The sequence below is a fragment of the Streptomyces yerevanensis genome, from assembly GCF_000716805.1.
Taxonomy (GTDB): Bacteria; Actinomycetota; Actinomycetes; order Streptomycetales; family Streptomycetaceae; genus Streptomyces; species Streptomyces flaveus.
This window is the reverse complement of record NZ_JNWJ01000030.1, coordinates 58,776-80,482: the sequence shown is the minus strand read 5'-3', so window position 1 is coordinate 80,482 and position 21,707 is coordinate 58,776. Positions and strand designations below refer to the sequence as shown.

The 21,707-nt window shown below is 70.5% G+C and carries 18 protein-coding genes and 1 pseudogene; 8 read left to right on the top strand and 11 right to left on the bottom strand.

Annotation, left to right across the window (positions count from 1 at the left end; all coding sequences use genetic code 11):
• The first annotated feature begins 205 nt into the window (after positions 1 to 205).
• Positions 206 to 1,078 (top strand): sigma-70 family RNA polymerase sigma factor family protein, encoded by an 873-nt coding sequence (locus tag OP79_RS28705; protein WP_033324226.1) that lies wholly within the window; start codon positions 206 to 208, stop codon positions 1,076 to 1,078.
• A 7-nt stretch (positions 1,079 to 1,085) separates the two neighbouring features.
• Here OP79_RS28705 and OP79_RS28700 read toward each other — a convergent pair whose 3' ends face one another.
• Positions 1,086 to 2,012, bottom strand: a complete 927-nt coding sequence (locus OP79_RS28700; protein WP_033324224.1) for an RNA polymerase sigma-70 factor — start codon at positions 2,010 to 2,012, stop codon at positions 1,086 to 1,088.
• 354 nt (positions 2,013 to 2,366) lie between these two features.
• Between OP79_RS28700 and OP79_RS28695 the strand changes: the two genes are divergently transcribed.
• Positions 2,367 to 2,639, top strand: coding sequence for a WhiB family transcriptional regulator (locus tag OP79_RS28695; RefSeq protein WP_033324222.1), 273 nt, complete (start codon positions 2,367 to 2,369; stop codon positions 2,637 to 2,639).
• A 148-nt stretch (positions 2,640 to 2,787) separates the two neighbouring features.
• Here OP79_RS28695 and OP79_RS28690 read toward each other — a convergent pair whose 3' ends face one another.
• Together OP79_RS28690 and OP79_RS28685 are read right to left on the bottom strand one after the other, a co-directional pair.
• A complete protein-coding gene (locus tag OP79_RS28690) occupies positions 2,788 to 3,537 on the bottom strand; it encodes an SDR family oxidoreductase (protein ID WP_033324220.1) in 750 nt (249 codons plus the stop codon).
• A 110-nt stretch (positions 3,538 to 3,647) separates the two neighbouring features.
• Positions 3,648 to 5,378 carry an L-aspartate oxidase gene (locus OP79_RS28685; RefSeq protein ID WP_106972498.1) on the bottom strand — a complete coding sequence of 577 codons (1,731 nt, stop codon included), beginning with the start codon at positions 5,376 to 5,378 and terminating at the stop codon, positions 3,648 to 3,650.
• Positions 5,379 to 5,542: 164 nt separating this feature from the next.
• On the opposite strand from OP79_RS28685, the pseudogene fdxA reads away from it, so the two are divergent.
• Positions 5,543 to 5,848: pseudogene (fdxA, locus tag OP79_RS28680) on the top strand (ferredoxin); the annotation flags it as partial.
• An 85-nt stretch (positions 5,849 to 5,933) separates the two neighbouring features.
• On the opposite strand, the gene OP79_RS28675 reads toward fdxA, so the two are convergent.
• Together OP79_RS28675 and OP79_RS28670 are read right to left on the bottom strand one after the other, a co-directional pair.
• Positions 5,934 to 6,431: an Ohr family peroxiredoxin gene (locus tag OP79_RS28675; RefSeq protein WP_033324218.1), complete on the bottom strand. Its 498-nt coding sequence runs from the start codon at positions 6,429 to 6,431 to the stop codon at positions 5,934 to 5,936.
• Positions 6,432 to 6,554: 123 nt separating this feature from the next.
• Positions 6,555 to 7,451, bottom strand: a complete 897-nt coding sequence (locus OP79_RS28670; RefSeq protein WP_033324288.1) for an RNA polymerase sigma-70 factor — start codon at positions 7,449 to 7,451, stop codon at positions 6,555 to 6,557.
• Between the two features lie 225 nt (positions 7,452 to 7,676).
• Between OP79_RS28670 and OP79_RS28665 the strand changes: the two genes are divergently transcribed.
• On the top strand, positions 7,677 to 8,270 hold the full coding sequence (locus tag OP79_RS28665; protein WP_051744988.1) for a DUF5134 domain-containing protein: 594 nt from the start codon (positions 7,677 to 7,679) through the stop codon (positions 8,268 to 8,270).
• Positions 8,271 to 8,277: 7 nt separating this feature from the next.
• Here the strand turns inward: OP79_RS28665 and OP79_RS28660 are convergent, their stop codons facing one another.
• The 4 genes from OP79_RS28660 to OP79_RS28645 form a co-directional block, all read right to left on the bottom strand.
• Positions 8,278 to 9,663: an aldehyde dehydrogenase family protein gene (locus OP79_RS28660; protein ID WP_033324215.1), complete on the bottom strand. Its 1,386-nt coding sequence runs from the start codon at positions 9,661 to 9,663 to the stop codon at positions 8,278 to 8,280.
• Positions 9,663 to 10,763, bottom strand: a complete 1,101-nt coding sequence (locus OP79_RS28655) for a phenylacetate--CoA ligase family protein (protein WP_033324213.1) — start codon at positions 10,761 to 10,763, stop codon at positions 9,663 to 9,665. Before OP79_RS28655 ends, OP79_RS28660 begins: the two co-directional genes overlap by 1 nt.
• A gap of 50 nt (positions 10,764 to 10,813) precedes the next feature.
• Complete coding sequence (locus tag OP79_RS28650) at positions 10,814 to 12,046, bottom strand: NAD(P)/FAD-dependent oxidoreductase (RefSeq protein WP_033324211.1); 1,233 nt, start codon at positions 12,044 to 12,046, stop codon at positions 10,814 to 10,816.
• A 124-nt stretch (positions 12,047 to 12,170) separates the two neighbouring features.
• Entirely contained in the window at positions 12,171 to 12,935 is a 765-nt protein-coding gene (locus OP79_RS28645; protein ID WP_033324210.1) for a class I SAM-dependent methyltransferase, read from the bottom strand.
• Positions 12,936 to 13,178: 243 nt separating this feature from the next.
• Between OP79_RS28645 and OP79_RS28640 the strand changes: the two genes are divergently transcribed.
• From OP79_RS28640 to OP79_RS28625, 4 genes are all read left to right on the top strand, one after another.
• On the top strand, positions 13,179 to 14,117 hold the full coding sequence (locus OP79_RS28640; RefSeq protein WP_033324284.1) for a 2-hydroxyacid dehydrogenase: 939 nt from the start codon (positions 13,179 to 13,181) through the stop codon (positions 14,115 to 14,117).
• 206 nt (positions 14,118 to 14,323) lie between these two features.
• Positions 14,324 to 15,943, top strand: a complete 1,620-nt coding sequence (gene qcrB, locus OP79_RS28635; protein ID WP_033324208.1) for a cytochrome bc1 complex cytochrome b subunit — start codon at positions 14,324 to 14,326, stop codon at positions 15,941 to 15,943.
• Between the two features lie 160 nt (positions 15,944 to 16,103).
• Positions 16,104 to 16,946 carry an alpha/beta fold hydrolase gene (locus OP79_RS28630; RefSeq protein ID WP_078492059.1) on the top strand — a complete coding sequence of 281 codons (843 nt, stop codon included), beginning with the start codon at positions 16,104 to 16,106 and terminating at the stop codon, positions 16,944 to 16,946.
• Between the two features lie 173 nt (positions 16,947 to 17,119).
• A complete protein-coding gene (locus tag OP79_RS28625; protein WP_078492058.1) occupies positions 17,120 to 17,656 on the top strand; it encodes a GNAT family N-acetyltransferase in 537 nt (178 codons plus the stop codon).
• A 52-nt stretch (positions 17,657 to 17,708) separates the two neighbouring features.
• Here the strand turns inward: OP79_RS28625 and OP79_RS28620 are convergent, their stop codons facing one another.
• Together OP79_RS28620 and aceE are read right to left on the bottom strand one after the other, a co-directional pair.
• Entirely contained in the window at positions 17,709 to 18,896 is a 1,188-nt protein-coding gene (locus OP79_RS28620) for a 2-oxo acid dehydrogenase subunit E2 (RefSeq protein ID WP_051744987.1), read from the bottom strand.
• Between the two features lie 101 nt (positions 18,897 to 18,997).
• A complete protein-coding gene (gene aceE / locus OP79_RS28615) occupies positions 18,998 to 21,685 on the bottom strand; it encodes a pyruvate dehydrogenase (acetyl-transferring), homodimeric type (protein ID WP_033324206.1) in 2,688 nt (895 codons plus the stop codon).
• Positions 21,686 to 21,707: the final 22 nt, after the last annotated feature.

The following is a 21,707-nucleotide window of genomic DNA, read 5'->3' as shown; positions in this document are numbered from 1 at the left end:
CAGCCTGTACACACGACACACTGTATTGCCACTGAGTGGGACAGAAGACCGCAGGCCGGTGTGACAGTGTGTTTCGTTGCAGAGATGTCAGCATCTCTCCCACTTCTCGATGCGGCGGGCTCACCGACCGGGGAGCGGGACCCGGCGGGTAACGTTCCGTGCGCCGCGGCCGCGGCGGCAGGGCCGTGCGGAAGGGGGAGTCGGTATGGAGCACATCGGTGACGCCATGCCGCTCGCGGAACTGCTCGACGAGCGGCGGCACCTGGTGGAGGTCGCGCACTGGATGCTGGGCAGCCGGGTCACGGCCGAGCGCGTCGCCGACGAGGCGTACCGGGAGTGGTACGGGCTCTCCGACGGCGAGCGGTCGCGCATACGGACGCCGCGGACCTGGCTGACCCACGTCGTGGGCGGCCTCGCGCTGGCACGGCTGGCCCCGCTCGGTCCGGACGGTGACGCGTGTGGTTCCGCGCACCGCCGGGGACCGTGCGAGGACGGGCTGGAGGGCGAGGTCAGCGAGGTGCTGCTGCGGGCGGTGGACACGTTGTCACCGGTGCAGAGAGCCGCGTTCGTGCTCGACGGTGTCTTCGGAGCGGCCGCGTCCACGGCACCGGGCGGCGCGGTGCGATCGGTGCCGGTCCGCGCCGACCCGGCGGTCACGGCCCGGCAGGGTCTGCGCGCCCGAAGCGGCCGACCGGCATCGCCGCGTCGGCAGGAGGAGATCGCGCGGGCCGTACGGCAGGCGTGCGCCGACGGGAACCACGACGGTCTCAGAGCGCTGCTGACCGACGGCGTCACCGCGTACTTCGACGGCGGCGGCAAGGTCCGCGCGCTGGCCAGGCCCGTCACCGGCGACGAACACGTCGCCCGGAGCCTGCTCACCCTGCTCTCCGCCCGGCCGCGGACCACCGTGGACACCTGGCCGGTCAACGGACGCACCGGACTGGTCGCCCGCTACGACGAGCGGGTCGCCGCCGTGATCACCCTCGACCTGGTCCACTCCCGTGTCGCCCAGATCTGGGCAGTCCTCAACCCCGACAAGCTGCGCTCCTGGAACAGTCCTGCTCCTGAAGGCATTTGACTGTCCGTCAGGCAGAGCTGCAGGCCGCCTCGCGCGAGCCCGAGCAGGAGCGGAGGAGAGCGGCGATCTTGCTCGGGTTGAAGACCCACATCACCTGATGGATGCCCCGGTGCGTGGCCGCGACGGTCATGAAGGTGGAGGCCCGGCCGTCGCGGTACAGGACGACTCCGCCGCGACCGTTGGCCTCGACCGTCTCGACCTCGACCGTCGGCCAGAACCGCGGATAGGCGGTCGACAGGTTCGCCACGCGGGCTCGGCCGAGGACTGGGACGCGGGCCGCCCCGCGCATGCCGTTCCCGTCGGACAGACTGACCGCGTCCGAGGTGAGCAGCGCTTCCAACGAGGCGACATCCCCCTGGCGGGCGGCGGTGACGAACGCATCGAGCAGCCTTCGGTGCTCGGTGGCGTCGACGCTGTCCCGCTGGTCCTCGGTGAGGTGCTTGCGGGCCCGGCTCACGATCTTGCGCACGTTGACGGGGCTGAGCCCCAGAATCTGTGCGATCTCCGGGTAGGAGTAGTCGAAGGCCTCCCGCAGGACGTAGGCGGCACGCTCGGTCGGGGGGAGCTTCTCCAGCACCAGGAGCAGGGCGAGTTCCAGCGCTTCCGCCCGTTCGGCACCGGCCTGCGGGTCGTTGCTGGTGTCGATGGGTTCGGGCAGCCACGGACCGATGTAGGTCTCACGGCGGACCCGGGCCGATTGGGCCACGTTGATGGCCAGTCGTGTGGTGGCGCTCGACAGGAAGGCCACGGGGCTGACCACCACGGCCCTGTCGGTGTGCTGCCACCGCAGCCACACCTCCTGGACGACGTCCTCGGCCTCCACCGCACTGCCCAGCACGCGATAGGCGATGCCGAAGAGACGCGGTCGGAGCTTCACGAAGACGGACACGGCCTCATGCAGGTCGCCTTCCACGGGGATCGCCTCTGGATGCATGTCCTTCGGTCTCCGTTTCCTGTTGCCGGTTCTTGACGGAGGCGGTGCGCACGCCGGGACCGCCCGGGCGCCGGGTGCGCGTTCCCGCGGGGCACCTCCGCTCCTAGAGACCGAGCAGGCGGACGCTTCGTTACAGGTGCGCGACGCACTTTGTGCCAGAACTTCACGACCCGCTGCCGGCCCGGCGCCGATGTCACACATGTGCCGATCCATCGGTCCTTCCCAGTGAAGGGTGGTGGCGCTCTGCCACCCGCGTGTGAGGTGGCGGCGCGCTGCCGGCCACTTTCCCCACGCCTCCCCCCACGTGATGAGCCACCCCCGAACAGTGTCCGTTCCACACTCAGGAGGTGTTCCATGGATTGGCGCGACGGGAGCCTGTGCCTACGAGAAGACCCGGATCTCTTCTTCCCGGTAGGCAACATCAGGAGTGGCCAGACAGCCCTTCAGATCGACGAGGCGAAGGCCGTCTGCCGCCGGTGCCCGGTGGCGGAGCAGTGCTTGTCGTGGGCCGTCGACGTGGGCCCGGTCGAGGGCATCTGGGGCGGTACGACGGAAGGAGAGCGCCGCGCCATGCGAGCGCGGACGATGCGTCGGCCTACGGCGACGGTGACGGAAGCGGCTGCGTGAGCGCGGCCCGAACGATGTCAGGGTGGTCCCGGGAACGGGACCACCCTGACATCTGTGGTGAACGGAAGGGACCCGCCGTGACGCGGTGCGCACGGCAGGCCCCGGCCCGGGGCAGCAGGCTCCCCAGTGCCTGCTGCCCGGTGACGACTCAGCCCTGCTGCTGCGCGAGCCAGTCGGCGAAACGGGTCTCCGCGATGTGCGCGTCCGGGCCGGGGAGCAGCGTGGTCTCCTGCAGTTCCGCACCGAAGTACGGCGCGTGCACGTCGGACACGACCTTGCGCGGGTCGTTCTTGGCGGCCAGGCCCTTGCCGATCAGCTCGTCCAGCTGGAACACGTCGGGACCGGCGACCTCCACCACCCCGTTGACGGGGGTGCCGACGGCGGTGCGGCCCACGGTCGCGGCCACATCGTCGGAGTAGACGGGCCGGATCTTGACCGGGGCCAGACGGACGGTGTCACCATCGGTCGCGGATTCGGCGATGCCCTTCATGAACTCGAAGAACTGCGTGGCGTGCACGATGGAGTACGGGATGCCCGAGTCCTTGATCAGCTCCTCCTGCGCCTGCTTGGCACGGAAGTAGCCGCTCTCCTGGAGCCGCTCGGTACCGACGACGGACAGGGCCACGTGGTGGGTGACACCGGCGTCCGCCTCCGCCTTGAGGAGGTTGGTGGTCGAGGTGCGGAAGAACTCCATGACGGCGTCGTCCGCGAAGGAAGGCGAGTTGGAGACGTCGACCACGACCGAGGCGCCCGTCAGGACCTCGGCGAGACCCTCGCCCGTGAGGGTGTTGACACCGGTGTTGGGAGCGGCCGGTACGGCCTCATGGCCGTGCTCCTTGAGCTTGGCGACCAGCTTCGAGCCGATCAGTCCGGTACCGCCGATGATGACGACCTTCATGAGGGAGTCCTTTCGGGAGTGCGTGATTGTCGCGAGGACAGGGTTTGTAAGGAAAGACCGGGTTCGTCTGTGTTGTGTGACAAGATCGTCATGTGTCCGGCCGGTTCCGGCTACTCGACGAGCTTTCCCTCGGTGGAGACCTCCGCCATGAGCGCGGCGATCTCCTCCGGAACGGGCGGAATGCTCTCGTGGGCGACACCGGTCTTCGGGGACCAGACGAGGTTGACGCGGAACGCGGGGTCCGTCGCGGGGAAGTCGCTGCGGTTGTGGCAGCCGCGGGTCTCCCGGCGCTCCAGTGCCGCCTCGAGAGTGGCGCGCGCGGCCAGGGCGGCCGACTTCAGGTCGAAGGCGTGGGCGAGGTCCTGGAAGCCGGCGATGTCGGGGTGGACTCCGACGTTCTCCAGGCGCTTCTCGATGAGGTCCAGCTCCGCCAGGCCGGCGCGCAGACCTTGCTCGTCCCGGACGACGCCCGCGTGCTCGGTCATGGTGTTGCGGATGGCGCGCTGCAGGGCGCGCACGTTCTCGGGTCCGTCGGCGGCGAGCAGCTCGTCGACCTCGGCGCGGGCCCCGGCCACGGCGGAGGCGCTGCGGGGCTGTGCGGTGAGTGATTCCGAGTAGGCGGCGGCGGCCTGGCCGGTGATGCGGCCGTAGACCAGAAGCTCGATGAGGCTGTTGCCGCCCAGGCGGTTGGCGCCGTGCAGTCCGCTGGCGGCCTCGCCGATGGCGTACAGGCCGCGGACGTCGGTGCTGTGGTCCTCGGGGCGGACCCAGACACCGCCCATCGAGTAGTGGGCCGTGGGGGCGACCTCGATGGGATCACGCGTGATGTCGAGCATCTGCAGTTCGAGGAGGGTCTGATAGACCCGCGGGAGCCGCGCCATGATCGTCTGGCGGGGAAGGTGCGAGACGTCGAGCCAGACGCCGCCGTTGGGCGTGCCGCGCCCCTCCTTGATCTCGGTGTAGGAGGCCAGCGCCACGCGGTCGCGCGTGGACAGTTCCATGCGCTCGGGGTCGTAGCGGCTCATGTACCGCTCGCCCAGGGCGTTGCGCAGGACGCCGCCCTCGCCGCGGGCCGCTTCGCTGACCAGCGTGCCGGCGGCGTTCTCCGGCTCGATGATGCCGGAGGGGTGGAACTGCACCAGTTCGGGATCGCGCAGCCTGGCCCCGGCCTCGACCGCCAGCCGGAAGGAGTCGCCGGTGTTCTCGTCGCGCCGCGAGGACGTGCGGCGCCAGATGCGCGTGTGACCGCCGGCCGCGAGGATGACGGCGTCCGCGTGGACGAGGTAGCGGGTGCCGTTGGTGAGGTCGAAGCCGTAGGCGCCGAACACCGCGCCGTCGTGCACCAGGAGGCGGGTGATGTAGACGCTGTCGAGCAGGGGGATGTCCAGCTGACTCGCCCGCCGGACGAGCGTGCGCTGGATCTCCAGGCCCGTGTAGTCGCCGGCGAAGGCGGTGCGCCGGAACTTGTGCGCGCCGAAGAAACGCTGTGAGATGCGGCCGTCCTCCTCACGGGCGAAGGCCATGCCGTATCGCTCCAGGTCGTCGATGCCCAGGGCGGCGCCCTGGGTGACGATCTCGGCCGTACGGGGGTCACCGAGCAGGTAGCTCTCCTTGAGCGTGTCGGCGGCGTGCTGCTGCCAGCTGTCCTCGGGATCCATCGTGGCCAGGGCCGCGTTGATCCCACCGGCGGCCAGTGAGGTGTGGGTGTCCTCCTTGGGACGTTTGCCGACGGCGACAACGTCGACGCCGGCCTCGGCCAGCTCGATCGACGCCCGCAGGCCGGCTCCGCCGGTGCCGATCACCAGCACCGTGGTGGCAAGACGTTGTTCGGTAATGGCCACGATCACTCCCGTCGCTCTGAGTGGGTCACGGACAAGTGACAAGTCCGGGCGACGGTTTGTGACATGGGTGCCGATGTGGTGAGCACCGTGCGTGTGCAGGTGTCACAACTTTGCGGCGTCGTCGGTCACATGGGTGAGCCCGAAGCCCGGAGAGGGGCAAGGGGATGACGTATGTCATCGCGCAGCCCTGTGTCGACATCAAGGACCGGGCGTGCCTGACCGAATGCCCGGTGGACTGCATCTACGAGGGCGTACGCACGCTGTACATCAACCCCGACGAGTGCGTCGACTGCCACGCCTGCGAGCCCGTGTGCCCGGTGGAGGCGATCTTCCAGGAGGACGACCTGCCGCAGCACTGGGCGCACTACCGGTCCGTCAACGAGGAGTTCTTCGACGGGGGTTCGCCGCAGCGGCGTGGACCTCGTGGGGCGCCCGGTGACCGCCCCCTGGTCGCGGCCCTGCCGCCGCAGCACGTGCGCAAGAAGGAGATCTCCGGGTTCACCGTCCGCAAGGAGGAAGCCGCCGACGTGGATCCGTGGTTTCCGCTCTGACCGGTCAGGGAGCGAGTGTGATGGTGGTGGGGGTGCCCCTCCAGGCCATGCGTGCGTACGGACACAACCCGTCGGCCCGCTCCATCAGGCTCGTGGCCGTCTCGCGCGGGACGCCGGGCCACCGCACCACCAGGTCGACGTGGAGCAGATAGCCGCCGTCCTCGGGATTACGTCCGAACGCGACGGTCGCCAGGACGGAGATGGCCGCGGGGTCGAGTGCCTCCTGCCGCGCCAGGAGGCCCAGCGCGCCGTGGAAGCAGGCCGCGAAGCCGGCCGCGAACAGCTGCTCGGGGTTGGTCCCCTGGCCGCTGCCGCCCAGCTCGGCGGGCATCCGCAGATCCAGGTCCAGGGCGCCGTCGGACGAACATGCCCGGCCGGAGGCCCGCCCGTGCGAGGCCGCACCACCGTCGACGGTCACCGTCGTCGTGTAGATAGGCGAGAACTCGTCCCCGGTGAAGTCCTTCTCGGTGGACAGGGCGGGCAGCTGGATCGGATCGGTCACGGCATGACTCCGAGTCGTCGTGGTGAGGCGTCCGTCGTGCAGTTCGGGCCGGACTACTGCATGACCGAGGAACGACCGCTCCTGTGACGCCGGTCCGCGAGCGACGGAGACGCCGAGGGCTGGTCAGTCCTGCAAGGAGGCCACGTAGGGCGCCAGTTTGGCCGGGTTCATCACCCACATGACCCGGTCGATGCCCTCCTCCGAGACGTCGAGGGACAGCAGACTGACGGGTTCCCCGCCGGAGGAGATCAGCACCGCCGGCAGACCGTTCGCCTCGACCCACCGGATGTCCGTCTGCGGCCAGAAGCGCGGGGCGAAGGCCACGAGGTACCGCGACACGTGGGTCCGTCCGACCACCGGGATCCTGGATGCGCCGCGGGTCCCGCCGCCGTCCGAGTAGCTGACGACGTCGGCGGTCAGAATGTCCTCCAGGACCGACAGCTCGCCCGTCCGCGCCGCGGAGAGGAACACCTCCAGCAGGCGCCGGTGGGCGGTCCGCGTGACGCGCGCCGTGCGCTCGGCGGCCAGGTGCTTGCGCCCCCGGCTCACCAACTGGCGTGCGTTGGCCTCGGTCGTCTCCAGGATCTCGGCGATCCGGCCGTAGGGGTAGTCGAACGCCTCCCTCAGCACATAGGCGGTGCGTTCCACGGGGTTCAGCTTCTCCAGAAGCATCAGAACCGCCAGCTCCAGGGCCTCGGCACGCTCCGCACCCAGTTGCGGATCCTCCGTGGTGTCGACGGGATCGGGAAGCCACGGCCCGACATAGGATTCCCGGCGCACCCGCGCGGACTGAGCCAAGTTGATCGCCAACCGTGTGACGACCGTGGTCAGGAAGGCCGCCGGTTCCTTCACCTTCGTGCGGTCCGTGTTCTGCCACCGCACCCATGTGTCCTGCACGACGTCCTCGGCCTCCACCATGCTGCCCAGTACGCGGTACGCGATGCCGAAGAGCTGGGGGCGTGCCGCGAGGAAGTCCTCCATCGCTTGATCAAGGGCGTCGGGGTGGCTGCCAGCGTGCATGAAGTGTCCCTTCTGGCTTGTGCGCACCATGTTACAAGCGGTGCTGCCGGTCGATTTCCTGGCCGACCGGATGCTCGCGCCCGACATGCTTCCTGAGTCACACCGTGGTATTCGTTCCTTTTCCTGGGTCCTGATCACGTCACGTTCTCCGTGTCACGGATGGATCGCGCACCTGGTCATGACTGCGTACGGCAAGGGACCAGGAAGGCACACACAGTGTGGGAAATGACGTCCATGCGTACACCCGTCGACGTCGAACACGGCTTGCTCACGGTGCTCTTCTCCGTTGTCGCGGCGCACGCGCTGTGGCAGGGCCTGCGGCCCCGGGGCACCGGAGGCCGTGACAGGGTGGACCACCTCCTGCACGCCGCCATGGCCGCGGCCATGGCGGCGATGCCCTGGAGTCTCGGCCGCTCGCTGCCCGGTTGGACAGCGACGCTCCTCTTCACGGCCGCCGCTGTGTGGTTCTCCCTGACGGCCTTCGACCGCCGCCCGGCGCACGCCGTTGCGGCCATCACCGCACAACTGCCGTCCGCCGTGGGCATGGCGGCGATGGCCTGGATGCTGCGCCCGTCCCACGGCCGGGAGCACGTCTCGGCCGGATCTCTCGGCAACACCGCAGGACCGGCCACGGTGGTCACCGCCGTGCTGACGTCGTATCTCCTGGCGTGCGCCATCTGGTTGTTGACTCGCCCCATGCCATCGCTCCGGTCCGACACCGACCGCGCGCACGGCGCCGCACCGACGGATCCGTACGGACAAACGCGCCACGGGGCCATGGCGTTGGGGACCGCGCTGATGCTGCTCGTGCACCACTGAGCTCCGGTCACAGCGTGCCGACGACCGCCTTGCTGCGCATCAGGAAGTCCGACAGATAGCTGTCGTGGGGCACGCCGGGAGCCATCCAGTAGGTCGGGTGGTCGCCGACGTACACATTGGCGACGGTGGGTTCCGCCAGCAGCGCGTCGAGCAGGGCCCGGTCGCGGGTATAGGCCGAGAGGACGAGCGTGTCCCGCAGCGGAGCGATGCCGTCCGTACGGTTCCAGGGCGCCACCCACACGCAGGGGAAGGGCAGTTCGGTCCGCAGCTGCTCGGCGTCGGCCCGGTCGACCTGGTGGACCGCGGGGCGCAGCGCGGCACTTCCGTCGCCGAGATCCTCCACGATGCCGTCGCCGCCGAGCCAGGGCCGGGTCCCGGCCGCCACGAACCGCAGGTGGGAGTCGAGAGCCCGGGCCCGGTCCAGGCCGCACACCGGAAGCACCGCCCGCTCGTCCTGGGGCGGCAGACCGGGCAGCCGGGACAGGCGGGCCGCGAGGGCCTGGGCGAGCGGTGCCGGATCGCCCTCGACGAGCACGGCGGTGGCGTTGACGCACGCGGTGCCGCCCTCGTCGGCGACCGACGCGACGATCGTGTCGAGGTGCCGGCGCCAGTCGGTGTCCGCGGTGACGAGGATCTTGCTCCGGCCGGGCCCCTGGGGCAACACGCGGGGATCGCCGGCGTACCGGGCGACCATGTCGTCGCCGCCGTACACCACCGCGCGGTCGGCGCCGCGGATCAGCGCGTCGGCGGCTCGATGGTCCGTAGGAAGCAGCACCAGTTGGTCCTGTCGGACACCCGCGCGGTGCAGCGCGGCGACCAGCCGGTGCGGGGTGAACGGCTCGCGCCGCGACGGGCGTACGGCGACGCGGTAGCCCAGGGTCAGGGCCTCCAGCCACAGCCGGTGGACACCGGGGTGGTTGCCGGAGGCGTTGACCGCGAACACGTCACCCCGTCGTGCCCATACGGCGTGCCCGGCACCCGCGCGCTCGCGGCCGGCGAGCGTCCCGCGCGGCCTGCCCTGCTCCGTGGACGAGCGCGCCAGAGCGACGAAGCGCGCTGTGCCCCGGGTCGCGGTGCGCACCACCGGGAGCGGAGTTCCGGAGGTGCGGCTGACGAGGTGCTCGTACTCGCCTACGTCCAGGCCGCCGACGGTGCCGGTGGCGAACTCCTCGGCGGCCGCCTCAAGGAGTGCGTCGACACGGGCCGCCGGTACGGGCTCGGCCTTGCGCAGCGCGGACAGCGTCCGGGTCACGTACACCGGCGGCACCAGGCTCAGCCGCGCCACCTCGGCGCCGGTCACGTCCTGCACCGTGCTCGGCACCCGCGTCCGGTAGGGACCGCGGGGGCCCAGCGCGTCCAGATGGACCGGCGGGAAAGCTCCGGCGGCCGTCATCAGTACACGCCCTCGATCACCCGGTCGCCCTCGACCGTGGGGACCGGTGCCACATCGGCCACGGCGTCACCCGCCTGGCCGTCGACCGGCCGCACGCGTACGGCCGTGTCGCGTTCCGCGTTGTTGGGAATGAGCATGGACTTGCTGACGTGGCTGACGATCACCTGGCCGCGTTCACCGAACCCGACCGGTTCCCGGGTGCCAGGGGTCACGACCGACAGGAACACGTACGGCGACACCGGATCGAACACGCAGGGCTGGGCGGCGCTGAGACCGACTCGCTCGAGGAGCGCGGTGAGCATCATGGTGTTGCCGTACATGCCGACGAGAGGGGTGTCGGGGAAGACGTCCGTGGCCAGCAGGTGGCGGGTGTCGGGGTCCATGTGCGTGCCGCCCCAGACGATGGCCCTCACCGAGCCGTTGATCCGCTCCAGAAGGTCGTCCTCCCGGGCGAAGCGCTCCAACAGCGGGGTGGTGGCGGCGAGCACGCCGATGTCCTGGGTCGACAGAATCCGTCGGCACTGGTCGACGAGGTGGTCGGTGTAGGACTCGACCTCGTCGCTGCGGCCCGCGGCGACCAGTTTCCTCACCCACCGCGGGTCCATGTCGACGCTCAGCCCCGGACCGCCCAGGGACCGTGCCGCCCGCTGCAGGACGTCCCCCACCAGGTGCGGGCCGGTCGGCGCCACGGTCAACCACTGGGTACCGGTGGGCAGGCCGTGGGCGCGCAGCCGCCGGTCGATCTGCTCCGTGCTGTGCGACACCCAGTCGTCAAGCTGGACGACCCGCTTCGGCGCCCCGGTCGTCCCGCCGCTGTCGAAGACGTTGACCAGCCGGACGTCGCTCCCGTAACCGCGGGGGACCAGGTCCGTCACCGGGACCTCCCGCAGTTCGTCGGTCAGATCGGGGAAGAGGGCCAGATCGGCCACTCCCTTGACGTCGTGCCGGGGATCGAAACCGAGTCGGTCGGCCCGGTCCAGCCAGTAGCGCGAACCGGTCGCCCGGTCGAAGTGCCAGCGCATGGCCGCTCGTACGAACTCGTCCGGGTCGACGCCGTCGAACGGGCCGGCGTCCAGGATGGCAGGGGGCTCGGGGGCCATGGCTGGTCCTCTCTTGGCAGATGAACGGGATGGCGGGGTCCGGCGGTGCCTCACGGAAGCAGACTCTCCAGGGGGACTGCGGGATCGGAGAGGACGGCGTCGTCGGTCTCCACGCCGGACTCGACGAGGGACCGGATCGAGTCGACGACGTCCCACACGTTGACGCTCATGCCGGCCAGGACGCGCTTGCCGGACATCCAGAAGGCGATGAAGCGCCGTTCGTCCCGCGCTCCGCGGAAGACGACGCGGTCGTAGCCGTCCGGCTCCGCGTATCCGGTGTACTCCATTCCGAGGTCGTACTGATCGGTGTAGAAGTACGGCAGCCGGTCGTAGACCGCTTCCTTGCCCAGCATGCTCAGCGCGGCCGTGCGCGGCTGGTGCAGTGCGTTCGCCCAGTGCTCCACCCGGAGATGGCGGCCGAGCCGCGGGTGGTAGGCGTTGGCGACGTCACCGGCGGCATGGATGTTCTCGGCGGAGGTCCTCAGGTGCGCGTCCGTGACGATGCCGTTGCGCACGTCCAGGCCCGCGTCCTCGGCCAGACGGACATTGGGCGTGATGCCCACACCGACCACCACGGCGTCCGCGGGCAGGTGGGTGCCGTCGGCGAGCAGGACGCCGTCCGCGCGTCCGCCGGTTCCGGTGATGCGCTCGATCTCCGCGCGGGCTCGCAGGTCGACACCGTGTTCCCGGTGCAGGCCGGCGAAGACCTCGGCCGCCTCGCGTCCCAGGACCTTCAGCAGAGGCAGTTCCCCGTGCTCGAGCACGGTCACGTCCGCCCCGGCCGTCCGGGCGGCCGCCGCCGTCTCCAGGCCGATCCATCCGCCGCCGATCACCACGATCCGCGCGCCCTCGCTGAAGGCGGCCCTGAGACGGTCGCTGTCGCCCAGACGCCGCAGGTACAGCACGTTGTCCAGGTCCGCCCCGGGGACGGCCAGGCGGCGTGGCGCGGAACCGGTCGCCAGGAGCAGCTGGTCGTAGGGCACACGGCTGCCGCCGTCCAGCGTCACCGCGCTGCCCCGCCGGTCGATGGACGTCACGTTCCGACCGAGCAGCAGGTCGACGTCGTTCGCCCGGTACCAGTCCTCGGGGTGCACGTGGACCGACTCGCGGTCCTCCTTGCCCAGCAGATAGCCCTTGGACAGCGGCGGCCGGATGTAGGGCCGTTCCTGCTCGTCGCCGATGACGACGAGAGGCCCGTCGTGACCGTGCGCGCGCAGTTCCTCCGCGGCCTTTCCGGCGGCCAGGCCGCCCCCGACGATCACGAAAGTTTTCACACGCGACATGATGAATCCCGTCCCAGATGGTGTGGCGCGCACAGCGAGCCGTGTGGTGGGGCCGTCCAGAAGACCGGGCGGCAAGCCCGGTTGTGACAACGCCGCCTGAAGAAGACACACTCCGTACGGCGTCTCACCGACCGCTCCGAAGAGTCACGGCCAGCAGCTCCGAGTCGTTGTGTCCCGGGAGCGGGACGAATCCGTGCTGTGCCAGCTCGTCGACGAGCCGAGCGCGCGTCGCGGGCCACATCCAGAACGTCTCGGAGTGTTCCCGCAGCACGTCCTCGGCATTTCTGACCCAGTAGTCGACGCGGGTGCGGATGCGGTAGCCGGCGGCCGACATCGTCATCCGCCCGCCGTAGATGTGCTCGCCGACTCGCTTGTCCGCCAGCACGCGCACGACGGTGCGGACCGGAAGGCGGGCCGGCGGCAGCTGCAGGAACAGCGAACCGTCAGGGGTGAGAGCCCCGCCGATCGCGGACCACAACCTCTCGCGTGCGGCAGGTGGGAGGCAGCCCACCATGTTGTGACAGACGGCCACGTCCGCGACCGCGTGCAGCGCCGCCTCGTCCAGGGGGTGCGGGTGCACGGTCACCCGGTCCCGCTGCTCGGCGGGAAGGGAGGCGAGCCGGGTCAGCAGGGACGTGCGCATGGCCCGGGCCGGCTCGACGGCGTGCACATCTGCCCAGGAGTCGGCCAGCGCCAGCATCGTCACCCGCCCGGTACCGGCCCCGATGTCCAGCACGCCGCTGCGGGCCTTGGCAACCTCACGGCCGTACAGGCGACGGACCCGCGCCTCGTCCTCGTCGGCCTGCAGGATGTCGTAGAACTCAGCGGTCACCGCGTAGGAGTCGGATTCCCGTCGGATGTTCGGCGCTCTGGATATGACAGTGTGCATGCCCGACATGACAACGTATGAGCAGAGTGTGTGACACGAGGGCAGCAACCGCGCACCGCTGTCACAGATACACACGGTGCGCAGTCAATTCTTCGGCCCCGTCTCCGACCTTCGCGACCGGACCGGTGCCCCTTCCCGCCGGCGACGCCGCCGCGCCCCAGGTCAGTGGCCCCATGGCAGGGCACCGACCGGACGGCCGAGCGCACCGGCCCCGAAACCGTCGTGAGAGCGGAGTACGTCGTCATGACCGCGCGTTCCCCACAGGTATGGCTGCCCGCACAGTTCGGCCGTCTCGCCGATCTGCCCCCGGGGCTCGACTACGCCCGCTGGGACGGCCGTTCGGCCTTCCCGACGGACCCGGTGGAGGTGGAGTTCTATGTGCCGCCTCTGACCAAGGACATCGACATCATCGCCGGGCCGCTCGCCCGGATGACACGTCTGCGGGCGGTTCAGGCACTCAGCTCCGGTACCGACGAACTGCGGGCGGCACTCGATCGCCTTCCCCGTGAGGTGACCTTGTGCAGCGCGCGGGGGGTCCCGGCCGCCGGAACGGCGGAGCTGGCTCTGACGCTGATCCTCGCCTGTCTGCGGGGCATACCGGAGTCGCTCCGTGCCCAGGACCGGGAGGACTGGAACCCGCGGACCTTCTCGTCCCTGTACGAGCGGTCCGTGCTCATCGTCGGCCACGGCGCCGTCGGCTCCGCGCTGGAGGAGCTCCTGACACCCTTCGGCTGCGTCGTCACCCGCGTCGGGCGCCAGGACAGGGACGCGCGGCAGGGGCCGGTGCACTCCGTCTCGCGACTGCCCGGGCTCGTCGCGGACGCGGACGTGATCGTGCTGTCCACTCCGCTGACCGCGGCGACCCGTCAGCTCTTCGACGCCGGACTGCTGGCCCGTGTGAAGGACGGCGCCCTGCTCGTCAATGTGTCCCGGGGAGCGGTCGTCGACACCGACGCCCTGCTGAAGGAGGTGCACGGCGGTCGGCTGCGGGCCGCCCTCGACGTGATCGAACCCGAGCCGCTCCCGCCGGGGCATCCGCTCTGGACAGCGCCCGGCGTCCTGATCACCCCGCACGTCGGCGCCTTCACCCCCGACCTGTGGCCCCGTCTCGAGGCGCTCATCCGACGGCAGTTGGCCCGGTTCGCCGCTGGTGAGGAGCCGGAGAACGTCGTCACACGCTGACGTCGGGCCACGCGACGGTGTCACACCTTCGCCGTCTCGCCGGTCTTGACTGGGACAGCAGTTCATGAATGCACCTGAACAGTGCAGTCAGTGCAGGCAGTGCAGTTCTGGACGAATCGGCTCCGTCGTGCCCGCTGTGCGCTGACCCGATGCGGGACCAGAGACGGCGAGCCCCGGAGTGCGACGCAGAAACGAATGGTGACGAGATGGGCAACGACAGCCGGCCGGCCGAGCCGGAGCGGGGGCGCGGCGGAGAGAGACTCGCCACGTGGGTGGACAGCCGGACGGGCCTGCGAGGGCTGACTCGCTCCGCGCGCCGCCTGGTCTTCCCGGACCACTGGTCGTTCCTGCTCGGCGAGATCGCGCTCTACAGTCTCGTCATCCTGCTGATCACTGGTGTCTACCTCAGCCTCTACTTCCACCCGTCCGCCGACCTCGTGGTCTACGACGGCAGGTACGCGCCGTTGCGGGGGCAGTTGGTGTCCCAGGCCTTCGACTCGACCCTGCACATCTCCTTCGACGTCCGCGGCGGTCTGCTCGTCCGCCAGGCTCACCACTGGGCGGCACTGGTCTTCGTCGCCGCGGTGTTCGTGCACCTGCTGCGGGTCTTCTTCACCGGCGCGTTCCGCAAGCCGCGTGAGCTGAACTGGGTGCTGGGGTTCTTGTTGCTCGTCCTGGCCATGTTCGCGGGCCTGACCGGCTATGACCTGCCCGACGACCTGCTGTCAGGAACCGGCCTGCAGGTGGTCAACGGCACTCTGCTGTCGATCCCGGTCGTCGGGACCTACCTGTCGTTCTTCCTCTTCGGCGGCGAGTTCCCCGGTGAGGACCTGATCGCCCGCTTCAACACCCTGCACACGCTGGTCATCCCTGCGTTGATCATCGCCCTGCTGGTCGGCCATGTGGCTCTTGCCGTACGCCACCGGCACACGCAGTACGCCGGGCCGGGCCGGACCGAGAACAACGTCGTCGGCCTTCCGTTCAAGGTTCATGCCGTCAAGTCCGCCGGCTACTTCTGCTTCGTGTCCGGCGTGATCTTCTTCATGGCCGCCGTGGCCCAGATCAACCCCGTGTGGGAATACGGCCCCTTCCGCCCCGACCAGGTCTCCGCCGGATCCCAGCCGGACTGGTACATGGGCGTCGCGGACGGCCTGCTGCGCGTCATGCCCGGCTGGGAGATCGACCTGTGGGGCCACACCCTGGCCCTGGACAACCTCCTGCCCCTGCTGGGCGGGATGCTGCTCTTCCTGGCGATGGGCGCCTACCCCTTCCTGGAAGCCTGGGTCACGGACGACGACCGTGACCACCATCTGCTGGACCGCCCCCGCAACCGCCCCGTGCGGACCGCCCTGGGGGTGGCCTGGCTCAGCGTCTACGCGGTGGCGCTCATCGGCGCCGCCAACGACGTGCTAGCCACCAGGCTGCACCTCTCCGTCAACTCAGTGACGTGGACCGTGCGCGTCGGCCTGTTCGTCGTCCCGGTCCTGGCCTTCGTGATCACCAAGCGCCTCGCCCTGGCCCTGCAGCGCCGCGACCGCGACGAAGTGCTGCACGGACGCGAGACCGGCGTCATCAAACGACTGCCGCACGGCGAGTACGTCGAGGTCCACGAGCCCCTCGACCAGGCGCGGTTGCACACCCTCACCGCCCACGAGCAGTACCGACCCCTGGAGGGCGGGCCCGACCGGGACCCTGACGGCTCCGCGCCCGCCCGCACCCGGCGCCTGCGCGTCGCGCTCAGCCGTGCCTTCTACGGCCCGGGCGCCCAGATCCCCAAACCCTCGCCGACCGAGCACAAGGAGCTCACCGGGCGGCATCGGCCCTGAAGCCGCGCGGCGGCACCGGCGCCGTCCTCGCGGCCGAAGCGGCCTCCCCAGCACCCCGGCAGACGGTCACTCAGCTCTTACCGGCCGCCGGCACCAACACCCGCTTCCCGTCCGGGAGACGCGGGCACCGATCACCGATCCCGTCCGAAAGGCAATCGACATGGACCGAACCTCCCGCACCAGCCGGGACCGTACCGCTCTCACAGCCCTCGCCACCGCGAGCATCTTCGCCGGGCTGCTCGTCACCACGACCGGCCCGGCCGCCGCCGACAAGGGCGCCGCCACCGAGGCGCCCAAGCCCACCGTCGTCCTGGTCCACGGCGCGTTCGCCGACTCCACGAGTTGGAACGACGTCATCCGCAAGCTGCGGCACGACCGGTACCCGGTGGTCACCGTCGCCAATCCGCTGCGCTCCCTGAGCGGCGACTCCACCTACCTCAAGGATGTCCTGGCCGGCATCGACGGGCCCATCGTCCTGGCCGGGCACTCCTACGGTGGCTCGGTGATCAGCAACGCGGCCACCGGCAACGAGAACGTCAAGGCGCTGGTCTATCTCGCGGCCTTCCTCCCGGACAAAGGCGAGAGCGCGGCCGACCTGTCGGGGAAGTTCCCCGGCAGCACGCTCGGCGACGCGCTGCGGCCGGTACCGACCACGAACGCCGACGGCTCCCAGGTCAACGACCTCTACATCCACAACGACAAGTTCCGCCACCAGTTCGCAGCGGACGTGCCTCGTGACAAGACCGACCTGATGGCCGTCACGCAGCGGCCGATCACCGACGCCGCCCTGGCCGAGGGCGCGGCCGAGCCGGCCTGGAAGACCATCCCCTCATGGGTCCTGGTCGCCACACAGGACCTCAACATCCCGCCCACGGCCCAGGAGTTCATGGCCCAGCGGGCCCACGCCCACACCTCGAAGGTACGGGCCTCCCACGCGGTGAGCGTCTCGAAGCCCGGAAAGGTCACCGAGGTCATCGAGGACGCCGCTCACTCGGTGCGCTGACACCGCAAGACGGGTCCTGTGCGGACGGGCGCGCTGCCGCGAGCCCGTCCGCACGGCTCGTCGCGAGTCACACCCGGCCGGTGCGGCCGGTCAGGTGTCCGCGACCCGCTCAACCGGCCGACGCTGCGGCGGGCCACCTCCCGCACCGGCCCCGGATGTGCAAGGACCAGCTCATGCGCCGCGAACCGCGGATCACACCGATAGGCCCCGCCGACCTCGCCCGAACCGTGGCGCTGCACCGCCGCTGCTCACCACAGACCCTGTGGAGCCGCTACCACCGGGCGATGCCCGACCCCCGCACCTACCTGCCCACTCTGCTGACCCGCCCCGGTTCGGTCCACCTGGCCGTGCTGGACGTCACCGGACGCTTCGTCGCCGTCGGACATCTGATGCCGGATCACTCGGCCGTGGAGGCCGCGCTGTTGGTCGAGGACTCCTGGCAGGGCCGCGGACTCGGAACCCGTCTCCTGCGACGTCTGGCGCGGCACGCGCTCAGCGGCGGCTGGGAGAGCCTCTACGGTCTCTTCCTGGCAGGGGACGAACGGATCGATGCCATCCTGCGCCACGCGGACGTTCCCGTGCACCGCACGCAGGAAGGCGACACCGTCACCGCCTGGGCGCGGGCCCGGGACCTCGCCGTCCTCCGCACGGAGCGCGCGAGCCGGCCACGGTTTTGTGGCCGGTGTCCGCAGGGCGGCAAGGGCGGATGACACCACATGCCTGCGCCGGTGCGGCGGGAGGGCCGCACCGGCGCTCCTTCTCCTACGCCACGGTGTCGGCGTACAGGTCGTCCTCGAACGCCGCGGCCTCCAGGATCGCCGTGACCGAGGTCAGGTAGCGGGCCGCGTCCGCCCCGTCCACCAGCCGGTGGTCGTACGACAACGACAGGTGCACCAGGTCCCGGATGCCGATGACCTCGTCGTCGCCGTCGCGGACGACCGCCGGCCGCCTGACCGTCGCGCCCACGCCCAGGATCGCGGCCTCCTTCGGCGGCACGATGACGGTGTCGAACAGCGCGCCGCGCGAACCGGTGTTGGAGATGGTGAACGTCGCTCCCGTCACGTCGTCGGGAGTGAGGTGCCCGCCGCGGGCCCGGCCGGCCAGGTCGTGGACGGCCCGGGCGAGCCCGGCGACCGTCAGGTCCCCGGCCGCCTTGACGACCGGGGTCATCAGGCCGTCCTCCGTGTCGACCGCGATGCCGATGTTCTCGGTGTCGAAGTAGATGATGGTCCCCGCGGCCTCGTCGATCCTGGCGTTGACGACCGGGTGCGCCCTCAACGCCTGGGCGGCGGCCTTGATGAAGAAGGGCAGCGGCGACAGCTTGAACCCCTCGCGGGCGAGGAAGCCGTCCTTCGCCCGGCTGCGCAGCCGCATGAGCCGCGTGACGTCGGCCTCCACCGTGGTGGTCAGCTGCGCCTGCTCCTGCAGCGCCTTCTTCAGGTTGTTCCCGATGGCTTTGCGTATGCGGGTCATCGGCACCGTACGGCCTCGCAGTGAGGAGGCTTCTGTGCCGGCGGCCGGAGCGCCGACGGGTGGGGCGGCAGGAACTGCGGCCGCCGGCACAGGCGAGGGGAGCGGAGCCGGGGACGGTGCCGGGGCCGGAGTCAGAACCGGAGACGGTGCCGTGGCCGGATCCGGGGTCGGGGAGGCGGGCTCGGCCCGGGGTGTTGACGGTGCGACCGGCATGAGGGCCGGGTCCGTCGGGGCCTTGACCGGTGTGCCGATGACGCCGAGGGCGGCGCCGACCTCGACGGTCTCGTCCTCTGCCACTGTGATCTCCAGCAGGACACCGCCCGCCGGGGAGGGGATCTCGGTGTCGACCTTGTCGGTGGAGACCTCCAGCAAGGGTTCGTCGGCCTCGACGCGGTCGCCGACCTGCTTCAGCCAACGGGTCACGGTGCCTTCGGTGACGGACTCGCCGAGGGCGGGCAGGGTCACGGAAACCGTCATGATGTCGTCAACTCCTCAACACCGGCGGGCGCGACGCGACGGCCCGCCGGATCTGTCGTTCGTGGTCTGTGTCGTGCGGGGCCGGTCGCGTCCGGCGTCGCTCAGCGGTCGAGGCCGTAGCGCTCGCGGGCCTGTCCGACGGTCGCCGGGGGGACCTGCCCGGCCCGGACCAGCCGGTCCAGCGCGGTCACGACGATCGACTCGGCATCCACCCGGAAGTACCGGCGGACGTCCTCACGCGTGTCGGACAGACCGAAGCCGTCGGTGCCCAGGGAGTAGTAGTCCTGCTCGATCCACTGGCTGATCTGATCCGGTACCTGCCGCATCCAGTCGCTGACCGCCAGCACAGGACCGGGCGCGCCCGCGAGCGCCCGGGTGACGAACGGTGTGCGCTCCTCGCCGCGCATCCTGGCGTCGTCGGCGCGCATCGCGTCCCGGCGCAGCTCCGTCCAGGACGTCACCGACCACACGTCGGCGTGCACGCCCCAGTCGGAGGCGAGGAGTTCCTGCGCCCGCAGGACCCAGTGGACGGCCGTACCGGAGGACAGCAGCTGCAACCGTGGCCCGGCGGCGCCGGGCCCGGCGGGCCGGAACCGGTAGACGCCCCGGACGATGCCCTCCTCGATGCCCGGCACCGCCGGCATGGCCGGCTGATGCTTCGGCTCGTTGTACACGGTCAGGTAGTAGAAGACGTTCTCGGGCCGCTCGCCGTACATCCGGCGCAGGCCGTCCCGGACGATCACCGCGATCTCGTAGGCGAAGGCCGGGTCGTAACTGACCGCCGCCGGGTTGGTGGCGGCCAGCAGATGCGAATGGCCGTCACCGTGCTGCAGACCCTCGCCGGTCATGGTCGTGCGCCCGGCGGTGCCACCGACCACGAAGCCACGGCCCATCTGGTCGCCGAGCGCCCAGAACTGATCGCCGGTGCGCTGGAATCCGAACATCGCGTAGAAGATGTAGAACGGGATCATCGGCTCGCCGTGGGTGGCGTACGAGGTCGCCGCGGCGGTGAACTCGGCCACGGAACCGGCCTCGGTGATGCCCTCGATGAGGAGCTGCCCGGTGGTGCTCTCCATGTAGTGGAGGAGCTGGTCCGCGTCGACGGGGTCGTAGTTCTGACCCTGCGGCGAGTAGATGCCGGCCGTGGGAAACATCGACTCCATGCCGAAGGTGCGGGCCTCGTCGGGAACGATCGGCACCCAGCGCGCGCCGCTCCGCTCGTCCCGCATCAGGTCCTTGACCAGCCGGACCAGCGCCATCGTGGTGGCGATCTCCTGGTGGCCGGACCCCTTCTCCAGGGCCTCGAAGGGCTTGGCGGGCGGCTCCGGCAGCGGCGCGGCCGTCACCCGGCGCAGCGGGAGGGGGCCGCCCAACCCGGCCCGTCGCTCGCGCAGGTACCGCGCCTCGGGCGAGTCCGCCCCGGGATGCCAGAACGGGACCTGGTCCCCGGCGAGCGCGCTGTCGGGGATGGGCAGCTCCAGCACGTCGCGCAGCTCACGGAACTGAGCCATCGTGAGCTTCTTCATCTGGTGGTTGGCGTTGCGCGACTCGAACGCCGAGCCCAACGTGTGGCCCTTGACCGTCTGGGCGAGAACCACCGTCGGCGCGCCCCGGTGCTCCACCGCGGTCCGGTAGGCGGCGTACACCTTCAACGGCTCGTGTCCGCCGCGGGAGTTCTCGAACAGTTCCACCACCTGCGCGTCGCTCAGGGACGCGGAGAGGGCGGACAGGGCGTCCCCGGTGAAGAAGTTCTCGCGTATGTACGCGGCGTCCCGCGCGGCCAGCGTCTGCAGCTGCGCGTCGGGCACCTCGCCCAGCCGCCGCACCAGGTCACCCGTGCTGTCCTGCCCCAGCAGCGGGTCCCAAGCCTCTCCCCACAACGTCTTGACCACGTTCCAGCACGCGCCCCGGAACCGTGCCTCCAGCTCCTGGACAATCTTCGAGTTGGAGCGGACCGGCCCGTCCAGGCGCTGCAGGTTGCAGTTGACGACGAACGTGAGGTTGTCCAGGCCCTCACGGGAGGCGAGCGTCAGGGCGGCCATCGACTCCGGCTCGTCCATCTCCCCGTCGCCCAGGAACGCCCACACCCGTGAGGCGGAGGTGTCCTTGATGCCGCGCGCGTGCAGATAGCGGTTGAAGCGGGCCTGGTAGACGGCGCCGAGCGGCCCGAGACCCATGGAGACCGTCGGGAACTCCCACAGCCACGGCAGCCGCCGGGGGTGCGGGTACGACGGCAGGCCGTGACCGCTCGCCTCCCGCCGGAAGCCGTCCAACTGCTCGGCGCTCAGGCGCCCTTCGAGGAACACCCGTGCGTAGATGCCCGGGGAGGCGTGCCCCTGCAGGAAGAGCTGGTCGCCGGAGCCGTCGCCGTCCTTGCCCCGGAAGAAGTGGTTGAACCCGATCTCGTAGAGCCAGGCCGCCGACGCGTAGGTGGAGATGTGGCCGCCGAGCCCCAGGCGTGAACCCCGGGTGACCATCGCGGCGGCGTTCCACCGGTTGAGCGCGGTGATCCTGGACTCCATCTCCAGGTCACCGCCGAACTCGGGCTGCGCGGCGGCCGGGACGGTGTTGATGTAGTCCGAGGACAGCAGCGGGGGCAGCTGGGTCCCGGACGCCTCGGCGAACTCGTGCACGCGCCGCATCAGGTACGCCGCCCGCTCCGGCCCGGCGTTGCGCACGACGGCGTCGAGAGAGGCCCGCCACTCGGCGGTCTCCTCCCGGTCACGGTCGGGTAGCTGGTCGAGCTCACTGATCGCGGGTGTCTCAGTGGGCCGGGACGGATCGTTCATGGCGCAGCCTTCCTGGCACGGC